We start from the raw sequence: 7,368 nt of genomic DNA, 5'->3' as shown, positions 1-7,368 counted from the left end.
GACTCAAGCGATCCGCACCTACATCACCAGCTGGAACAAACGCGTCCACCCATTCGTCTGGACCAAGACCGCCGACGAAATCCTCAAGAAAGCAAACCGTCAACCAACTTCAAACACGGACCACTAGGGGAACAGAAACCGCCTTACCCGTGAAGTGCCGCCCACGTCTGCTCCCACCTCGCGATACTTGTAGCGAGCCATGCTTGGAATGCAGGCCCCTGCAAGAATATGCGGAGGTCCTCCCAATAGACGTAAGGCGGCGCCGGCAGGCTGTTAATCCACTCGGTTATCGCATAGGCCGCGCCAGAAGCCTTCAGCGTTGCCAATAACTCGTTATAAAACTCCGATGCTTGCTCACTGATCTCCTGGTAGGTAATGGCATGCGAACCGAAGAACTGCGCTACGGCTATCGACACGTCATCAAACCCAGCAGGGGGCACCGACGTAGTCGAAGCAGCCGCTGCCACATTGGCCGCGCTAACCGACGAATAAATCTCGCCTAGATCCGAGCAAGCCGCCTCCACCAGCTCGGGCGCAACTCGCACAAACATCACATACCTCCGTCACTCGCAGAGTACTACGGCTCCCGCGGCTCAGGTTAATGCATCTTTGAGCTCACTTCGGTCGATTCGATTCACATAGGAAGGATTCAGCGGTGGCGGTCCAGATGTAAGGCCTGAGGTGGACGTTGCGGGCGTTGCGGGCGTTGAAGCATTCGTAGATGCTGACAATCAGGTCAGGCACGCTGGCGAAGACTCCCGAGCGCAGGCTCTTATCGGTGAGGCCGCAAAACCAGGCGTTCGAACTGGTTGAGCCAGGACGACGACATTGGGGTGAAGTGCAGGTGAAACCGCTTGTGGCGGTTAAGCCATCGGGCGGCTTCGGCATGCCTGTGAGTGCTGTAGTTATCCAGGATGAGATGGGCGGCCAGCTCGTCTGGGACCAGAGATTTAGTTCTGGTCAGGATCCGTCCCTGGGTCGTAGCCATTCAGATTAGCCCATCGCGGAAAGCCGTCTGGCCACATGATTCCAGGTGCCTGAAGAACAACGTTGTTGTTGTTGTTGTTGGCGACGCCAACATTGTTATCATCGAGAACGTTATCCAATCCACCGGGGACGATATTGATGTTGTCATCGACGATGATATTTGTGGCATCGGTGGGTTTGTCAGAAATTTCCACCACTTCAGTGTTAGCGGCGTTTAATCCACCTTCGCCAACGACATCGATGGGTTCGTAGCTGGAGATGGTGTTCGAGTTGCCAGAATTTCCTGCATCGGTGCCAGCTGTATCGTTGGGAAAATCGGTCGTAGTGGCGCCCTGGTTGATGGTCGAATTATCATCGTTTGACCCTGAGGTTGTGCACGTATCGAGTTTGAAGCCGTGGCGGGCGGCTAGCGCGATGGTGAGTCTGCCAGCGCCGATAGTGGCTCCGTCGGCGGTGGGGATCATGGCGTCAACGGTGCCGGTGACACCGCTTGTTAGCGCTAAGGCCCCCAAGGCCATAGCGGCACAACGTTTGCGGCTCGCCCACTTGGCGAAGTGCCGCGGATCGGGTTCCAACTCCACGGCGTGGTCGTAGTTTTGAGGTTTGGCCGTCGAGTTGTCGGACGGCGCGCGCATGTTCAATGAAGTTGTCCTTTCGATAATCCGGTCGGCGTTCACGCATGAAGACCTGCGTTCCAACAACTTTCGTTTGCAACTTGCGGTTTATCCACTGCGGCAACCGCATTGATTCACTTAGTACGACGTTCGAATATCTTGACGCGAAACATGATTGCGGCCGAACCGCTGGGTGGGAGTTATTCGCTAGATGGCTCTTAGCCCGGCAAACGCACCGTTCATCGAGTGCAACATGCTTGCCTCGTTATGCCTGGCGGACTCAAGGATCCCTGGAACGTCGTCGAGCTTGGCATGAACGCGCGCCAGTTGCTCCACTACGGCCCGCCGACGTTCGTTGATGTCGTCCAACATTCGGCGAGCCGTGGCGAGATGGTTTTCAATCTGCTCGTCGGCAAACAGCAGGCGCCGATCGGCTTCGGCCTTGGCATCTGCGAGTCGCTTCTCACACTCCTGCTGAGTAGTCCGCAGCTGGTCGTCGATCTGGAATCGAGCGTCGGAACGAAGCCGTATCAACTCGGCATCAAGTTCCTGTTCGGCCTTCTCGCGGCGTCGGGCATCGGCAACCCGCATCGCCTCGATCTCGTTTGCCGCCTGGGCCTTGAGCTGTTCAGCTTCTTCCCGAGCCCGCCGTGTCGCCTCAGCGTGCTCGAACTCGAAAGCTCGTTGCCGCGCCTGCAGTTGCGCGAGCATCTCTCGCTTCGTCGCGACCTCCGCTTCGGCCTCATCCTTGGCCGCGCCGATCAAAGCCGCAGCCTCAGCACGTGCCTCGGATTGCATTTGGAACACCTCATCAACTGCGAACCGGAGCATCTTTGCCATCCGGTTCGTAACCGCGCCCGCTGAAACCGACGTATCCCTCAGCGCCGCGTTTTCATCACGCAGCGCAGCGAGTTCGACTGTCAGCTTGTCCAGTTCATAGTGCTGCGCCTGCCGCTGCAGCAGCAGTTCCGCGACGTACTGATTGACTGCGACCGGGTCGTATCCGTTACGGGCACGTTCGAATTTCGGACCCGCTTGGACAATGGGGGCGGTCACGCGGCCAGCCTCAGCGGACCCGCGTTGTCGGCGGTCGACAGCGTGGCTGAATGTCGTAGCCGCCACCGAGCCGCGAGAGGCCAGCCGAGATCGGGCAACGGCCACGCAGCCGACGAAGCCTGTGCGACGTTGACTGCACCACTCACCAAAACCCCTCACATCAGCATCTGTCGCCGGCGCACCATGCTAGGCGCCGAAGCGCATCGTGCACAATGGCAATAGTTTTTATCAGTTAGTAATTTTGGCTCCTTCTCCGGCCCCCACCAGGCCGGCATCGTCGCCACGCTCGACCCAATCGCGCAGCTCCTCCTCCGGCCCCCACCAGGCCGGCATCGTCGCCACGCTCGACCCAATCGCGCAGCTCCTCCTCCGGCCCCCACCAGGCCGGCATCGTCGCCACGCTCGACCCAATCGCGCAGCTCCTTCTCCGGCCCCCACCAGGCCGGCATCGTCGCCACGCTAAGGTCGGCCCGGTGGCGCACCTGCTCGGAGCCGAGGCTGTCCACCTGGTGTATCCCACCCAGGTGGTGTTCGAATCGGTCACGCTCGGAGTCAACGACGGGGCACGCGTTGGCATTGTCGGGCGAAACGGGGACGGCAAGTCCAGCCTGATGGGCCTGCTGACCGGGCAAATCCAACCGGACTCGGGACGCGTCACTCAACGAAGCGGCTTGCGGGTCGGCGCCCTGAGTCAAGCAGACACCCTGGAACCCGGCCACACCGTGGGCTGGACGCTGGTCGGCGATCAACCCGAACACCACTGGGCGGGCGACCCACGCGTGCGTGACGTGATCGCCGGCCTGGTTTCCGACATCCCCTGGCGTGCAACGGTTTCCACACTCAGCGGTGGCCAGCGGCGCCGCGTCCAATTGGCTCAGCTGCTGATCGGCGAATGGGACGTGGTCGCGCTCGACGAGCCCACCAACCATCTCGACATCGAAGGCATCACCTGGCTCGCCGGCCATCTCCGGCAACGTTGGGCCCGCAACACCGGCGGGCTGCTGCTGGTCACACACGACCGTTGGTTTCTCGACGAAGTCGCCACCACCACCTGGGAGGTGCACGACGGCGTGGTCGAGCCATTCGAAGGCGGGTACGCCGCGTACGTGCTGCAGCGGGTCGAGCGTGACCGGCTGGCCGCTGCGGCCGAGGCCAAGCGGCAAAACCTGATGCGCAAGGAGCTGGCCTGGCTACGCCGTGGCCCGCCGGCGCGAACCTCCAAGCCCAAGTTCCGCATCGAGGCCGCCAATCAGCTGATCGCCGACGTGCCGCCGCTGCGGAACACCGTCGAGCTGGCAAAGCTGGCCACCGCCCGGCTGGGCAAGGACGTCATCGATCTGCTGGACGTGTCGGTCTGCTTCGATGGCCGCCCGGTGCTTCGCGATATCGAATGGCGGATCGCGCCGGGCGAACGCACCGGGATCGTCGGCGCCAACGGCGCAGGGAAATCCACCCTGCTGGGCTTGGTCGCCGGCACTATCCAGCCGGACACCGGACGCATTAAGCGCGGCAAGACGGTCCGGCTGGCGGTCCTCGACCAACAAGGCGACATGCTGGCCGGGGTCGCCGAGGACCGGATCGCGGACCTACTGGTCAGACTGCGCGGCGGCTACGAGGTCGACGGCCGTGAGGTCACACCGGCCCAGCTGCTGGAGCGTCTTGGCTTCGGCCGGGGCGAGCTGTCGGCGCGAGTCGGCGAGTTGTCCGGCGGCCAACGGCGCCGCCTGCAGCTCATGCTGACGCTGCTCTCCGAACCCAATGTGCTACTACTCGACGAGCCCACCAACGACGTCGACACCGACATGCTAACGGCCACAGAGGATCTGCTCGACTCATGGGCGGGCACCCTGATCGTCGTCTCCCATGACCGCTACTTGCTGGAACGGGTCACCGATCAGCAGTATGCAATCCTGGACGGCCGGCTGCGGCATCTGCCCGGCGGCATCGACGAATACCTGCGGCTGGCCGCCAGCCAGCCACCGACGTTGACTGCTAAAGCACCTGAGCCCCAAGAGATATCGGGTTCGCAACGCCGTGCCGCCGAGAAGGAACTGGCCGCCGTCGACCGCCAGCTTGCTCGCCTGGCCGACCGGATCGCGGCCAAACACCTCGAACTTGCCGAGCATGACCAGTCCGACCACGTCGGCCTTGCTCGGCTGACCCAGGAGTTGCGCGCGCTCGAAGACGAGGTTGGTGCGGCAGAGCAGCGTTGGCTGGACATTTCGGAGGTGCTGGAATGAGCGCGTATCAAACGGTGCCGTATCCGCCCGGCGAGGCGTTACTGGCGCTGTATCGGCACCGCGGTGCGGTGATCGACGCCGGCGTGGGGCGGCACGGACTCGTGTATCTGCTTGGGCCTGAGGCGAACAAATTCGTGTTCGCCAACGCCGACGCCTTCAGCTGGCGCGAGACGTTCCAAACCCTGGTTCCTGTCGACGGGCCGACCGCGCTGATTGTCAGTGACGGCGACGACCACCGGCGCCGGCGCAGTGTAATTGCGCCGGGGCTGCGTCACCGTCAGGTGCAGGAGTACGTGCAGACCATGGTGGCCACCGTCGACACCCTCATCGACGGCTGGCGCCCCGGCCAGCGGCTCGACCTCTATCGGGAGTTGCGTTCGGCGGTGCGGCGCAGCACCGCCGAGAGCCTGTTCGGCCGCCGTCTGGCCGCCCATTCCGACTTCCTGGGAAGGCAATTGCAGCCCCTGCTGGATCTGACCCACCGGCCACCGCAGGTGATGCGCCTGCAGCGACAACTCAACTCACCGGGTTGGCGACGTGCGATGGCGGCTCGCGCACGCATCGACGAGCTCATCGACGCCGAAATCGCCGACGCGCGCGCCCGGCCCAAGGCCGACGACCACATGTTGACCACACTGCTCAACGGCCGCTCCGACGAAGGAACAACGTTGGACAACAACGAGATTCGTGACTCGATCGTGTCGCTGATCACCGCCGGTTACGAGACCACCAGCGGGGCACTCGCCTGGGCGGTGTACACGTTGCTCACGCTGCCCGGCGCCTGGGAGACCGCGGCACGCGAGGTGCAGGACGTGCTTGGCGGCGCTGCGCCGACCTTCCCCGACATCGGCGCGCTTACCTACCTCAATGGCGTTGTGCACGAAACACTTCGGCTGTACTCTCCCGGCGTCATCTCGGCTCGCAAGGTGATGCGTGACCTCGTGTTCGACGGACGCCGGATCAGGTCGGGCCGGTTGCTGATCTTCAGCGCGTACGTCACCCACCGGCTACCCGAAATATGGTCTGCGCCCAGAGAATTCCGTCCGCAGCGGTGGGACCCCAGCACGCCGGACTACCGCAAGCCCGCGCCGCACGAATTCATCCCGTTCAGCGGTGGGTTGCACCGATGCATCGGGGCCGTCATGGCAACCACCGAAATGACGGTGATGTTGGCCCGGCTGCTCGCCCGCACACGGCTTCACTTGCCTGCGCAGCGCATCCGTGCGGCTAACGTTGCCGCGCTGTCGCCCAAGCCGGGCCTGACCGTCGATGTCGTCGACTCAGTGCCAGCGCAGTAACACCAACTCCGCGCAGAATCCGGGACCCATGGCCAGCATCAGTCCGGGACTTCCGCTCGGTGGCCGCTTTGCGATGGTGTCGCGCAAGATGTGCAGCACCGATGCCGACGAGAGGTTGCCGATTTCGCCAAGTGAACGCCAGGTCAGCTCGAGTGCGTCAGAAGCCAGTTCGAGGCTGTTGGTGATTGCGTCGATGACCTTGGGACCGCCGGGATGGCTCACCCATGCGCCGATGTCGCCCTTGGACAGCTCGTGCATGGAAAGGAATCCGGCCACGTCGCCCGGCAGGTACTTCTCGATCAGGCTGGGCAGTTCCGGAGAAAGCCGCAGCTGCAGGCCGTGAGAACCGACGTCCCAGCCCATAATGTGCAGCGATTCGGGGTACAACCGGCTGCGAGAGTCGACGATGGTGGGTCCGCCGATGCGCAGCTGTTCGGCGCGCCGGTCGCCCACTGCCACGACGGCGGCTGCGCCGTCGCCGAACAGCGCGGTCCCGATAAGTCCGGAGACGGTCGGCTGGACCGCAGGGTAGGTGAGCGAACAGAGCTCGACGGCGATCAGTACGGCGACGTCGTCGGGAGCACCGCGCAAATAGTCGTGCAGGCGGCCGACTCCGGCCGCCCCGGCCACACAGCCCAGACCGAAAAGCGGCACCCTGCGTACGTCGGGGCGCAGGCCGAGCCGGCCGGCGACCCGGGCGTCCAGCGCCGGCACCGCGACACCGGTGACCGTCGTGGTGACGATGACGTCGATGTCCTGCGGCTGCAGCCCGGCCTCCTGCAGCGCACCCATGAGTGCCTCGACGGCCAGATCGACGGCTTTTTCGATGAAGATCTCATTCGCATCCCCGAAATCGGTCAGCCCCGGGTACTGCTCCAGCGGAAGAACGAACTGGCGACTGGTCACCCTGGCGGCGATATGCAAGCGCCGAACAATCTCTTCGTGGTCTTTCAGGCCGGGGAACTTGACAAACGAATCGGTGATGTCGTTCTGGCTATAGCGATGCGGTGGCAACGCACCAAACACCCCTGCAATAACGCTCATGGCCCTACCCTTACCGCTATTTGTCGGCCACCCACCCGAAGCGACTTCAAAGTCTATGCGGCCTCAAGCGGTCTCGCAAAACCGTGGGTATTCAACATATGTCGCATTACAGGCGCGGCCGGTGTCGGG

General features: G+C 63.2%; 6 protein-coding genes and 1 pseudogene. 2 read left to right on the top strand and 5 right to left on the bottom strand.

Annotated features, from left to right (window positions below; all coding sequences use genetic code 11):
• Nucleotides 1-143 precede the first annotated feature (143 nt).
• The 4 genes and pseudogenes from EET13_RS13285 to EET13_RS13270 all read right to left on the bottom strand — a co-directional run bounded on the left by EET13_RS13285 (nt 144) and on the right by EET13_RS13270 (nt 2,657).
• Nucleotides 144-551 (bottom strand): PE family protein, encoded by a 408-nt coding sequence (locus tag EET13_RS13285; protein ID WP_122442736.1) that lies wholly within the window; start codon nt 549-551, stop codon nt 144-146.
• A gap of 195 nt (nt 552-746) precedes the next feature.
• Nucleotides 747-919 (bottom strand): annotated as a pseudogene (locus EET13_RS32785) (transposase); the annotation flags it as partial.
• Between the two features lie 31 nt (nt 920-950).
• Nucleotides 951-1,664, bottom strand: a complete 714-nt coding sequence (locus EET13_RS13275; RefSeq protein ID WP_136623156.1) for a hypothetical protein — start codon at nt 1,662-1,664, stop codon at nt 951-953.
• 144 nt (nt 1,665-1,808) lie between these two features.
• The gene (locus EET13_RS13270) at nt 1,809-2,657 is read right to left on the bottom strand and encodes a coiled-coil domain-containing protein (protein WP_168990767.1); all 849 of its coding nucleotides are present in this window, start codon (nt 2,655-2,657) and stop codon (nt 1,809-1,811) included.
• A 473-nt stretch (nt 2,658-3,130) separates the two neighbouring features.
• Between EET13_RS13270 and EET13_RS13265 the strand changes: the two genes are divergently transcribed.
• Together EET13_RS13265 and EET13_RS13260 are read left to right on the top strand one after the other, a co-directional pair.
• Complete coding sequence (locus EET13_RS13265; RefSeq protein WP_122442732.1) at nt 3,131-4,897, top strand: ABC-F family ATP-binding cassette domain-containing protein; 1,767 nt, start codon at nt 3,131-3,133, stop codon at nt 4,895-4,897.
• A gap of 14 nt (nt 4,898-4,911) precedes the next feature.
• Nucleotides 4,912-6,195 carry a cytochrome P450 gene (locus EET13_RS13260; protein ID WP_122442738.1) on the top strand — a complete coding sequence of 428 codons (1,284 nt, stop codon included), beginning with the start codon at nt 4,912-4,914 and terminating at the stop codon, nt 6,193-6,195.
• Here EET13_RS13260 and EET13_RS13255 read toward each other — a convergent pair.
• A complete protein-coding gene (locus EET13_RS13255; protein ID WP_122442731.1) occupies nt 6,178-7,239 on the bottom strand; it encodes a type III polyketide synthase in 1,062 nt (353 codons plus the stop codon). The two genes, EET13_RS13260 and EET13_RS13255, sit on opposite strands and share 18 nt — an antisense overlap.
• Nucleotides 7,240-7,368 lie beyond the last annotated feature (129 nt).

The sequence above is a fragment of the Mycobacterium attenuatum genome (genome assembly GCF_900566085.1).
Lineage (GTDB): Bacteria > Actinomycetota > Actinomycetes > Mycobacteriales > Mycobacteriaceae > Mycobacterium > Mycobacterium attenuatum.
The sequence above is the reverse complement of the archived record's forward strand: the minus strand, read 5'-3'. Positions and strand labels throughout refer to the sequence as shown.

Coding starts and splice junctions, on each gene's coding strand:
- EET13_RS13285 (WP_122442736.1), bottom strand. CDS start 551: ATGTTTGTGCGAGTTGCGCCCGAGCTGGTGGAGGCGGCTTGCTCGGAT.
- EET13_RS13255 (WP_122442731.1), bottom strand. CDS start 7,239: ATGAGCGTTATTGCAGGGGTGTTTGGTGCGTTGCCACCGCATCGCTAT.